Source organism: Vibrio sp. TRT 2004 (assembly GCF_050113735.1).
GTDB lineage: Bacteria > Pseudomonadota > Gammaproteobacteria > Enterobacterales > Vibrionaceae > Vibrio.
In genome coordinates, this window is the sequence record NZ_JBNJOH010000124.1 from 1 (window position 1) to 1,287 (window position 1,287).

The 1,287-nt window shown below is 36.2% G+C and carries 2 protein-coding genes and 1 pseudogene; 1 reads left to right on the forward strand and 2 read right to left on the reverse strand.

Annotated features, from left to right (window positions below):
• Positions 1 to 61: 61 nt before the first annotated feature.
• Positions 62 to 559: a TetR family transcriptional regulator gene (locus ACQEXR_RS20160; protein WP_427021038.1), complete on the reverse strand. Its 498-nt coding sequence runs from the start codon at positions 557 to 559 to the stop codon at positions 62 to 64.
• Positions 560 to 646: 87 nt separating this feature from the next.
• On the opposite strand from ACQEXR_RS20160, the gene ACQEXR_RS20165 reads away from it, so the two are divergent.
• The gene (locus tag ACQEXR_RS20165; RefSeq protein WP_000275180.1) at positions 647 to 1,063 is read left to right on the forward strand and encodes a helix-turn-helix domain-containing protein; all 417 of its coding nucleotides are present in this window, start codon (positions 647 to 649) and stop codon (positions 1,061 to 1,063) included.
• A gap of 9 nt (positions 1,064 to 1,072) precedes the next feature.
• Here the strand turns inward: ACQEXR_RS20165 and ACQEXR_RS20170 are convergent.
• Positions 1,073 to 1,210: pseudogene (locus ACQEXR_RS20170) on the reverse strand (IS4 family transposase); the annotation flags it as partial.
• Positions 1,211 to 1,287 lie beyond the last annotated feature (77 nt).

Below are 1,287 nucleotides of genomic sequence, written 5' to 3' on the forward strand. Positions count from 1 at the left end.
ACATCCATGCTGGAAGCGGTGTTGAGTGCTGGATTGAGCTCGGTGAGTAAAAATTAGACACTCATGCGCTCGCCCTGCCATTGAGTAAGTTTTTAAGCACATCATCATCATAAGCTTTAAGTTGGTTCTCTTGGATCAATTTGCTGACAATGGCGTTTACCTTACCAGTAATGTATTCAAGGCTAATTTTTTCAAGTTCATTCCAACCAATGATAGGCATCACTTCTTGGATAGGGATAAGGTTTTTATTATTATCAATAATATAATCAAGATAATGTTCAAATATACTTTCTAAGGCAGACCAACCATTTGTTAAATCAGTTTTTGTTGTGATGTAGGCATCAATCATAATTAATTGCTGCTTATAACAGGCACTGAGTAATTGTTTTTTATTTTTAAAGTGATGATAAAAGGCACCTTTGGTCACCAACGCTTTTCCCGAGATCTCATCTATTGAAACAGCTTGATAGCCTTTTTCAACAAACAATATTCGTGCTGAGTTAACCAGTGATTGATAGGTACTCTTAAAATTTTCTTGTTGATGATTTTTATTTTCCATGATAGATTTAAAATAACATACCGTCAGTATGTTTATGGTATCATGATGATGTGGTCGTGACAATCTTAAGAACATTTAGGTTATTTTATGTATATTGAACAGCATTCTCGCTATCAAAATAAAGCTAATAACATCCAATTAAGATATGATGATAAGCAGTTTCATACAACGGTTATCAAAGATGTTCTATTATGGATTGAACATAATTTAGATCAGTCTTTACTGCTTGATGATGTGGCGAATAAAGCGGGTTATACCAAGTGGTATTTTCAGCGGCTGTTCAAAAAAGTAACAGGGGTCACACTGGCTAGCTATATTCGTGCTCGTCGTTTGACGAAAGCGGCTGTTGAGTTGAGGTTGACGAAAAAAACTATCCTTGAGATCGCATTAAAATATCAATTTGATTCCCAACAATCTTTTACACGTCGATTTAAGTACATTTTTAAGGTTACACCAAGTTATTATCGGCGTAATAAATTATGGGAATTGGAGGCAATGCACTGAGAGATCCCCTCATAATTTCCCCAAAGCGTAACCATGTGTGAATAAATTTTGAGCTAGTAGGGTTGCAGCCACGAGTAAGTCTTCCCTTGTTATTGTGTAGCCAGAATGCCGCAAAACTTCCATGCCTAAGCGAACTGTTGAGAGTACGGGCTTTGTTGCTTAATTCAGAGAAAAGGCATACCAGCCCATAATGCTTCATTTTTAAACAACATACTGAGTTTCAG

What these genes read in the sequence shown, in the direction of transcription:
- ACQEXR_RS20160 (WP_427021038.1), bottom strand. Translation starts at nt 559, where the DNA reads ATGGAAAATAAAAATCATCAACAAGAAAATTTTAAGAGTACCTATCAA.
- ACQEXR_RS20165 (WP_000275180.1), top strand. Translation starts at nt 647, where the DNA reads ATGTATATTGAACAGCATTCTCGCTATCAAAATAAAGCTAATAACATC.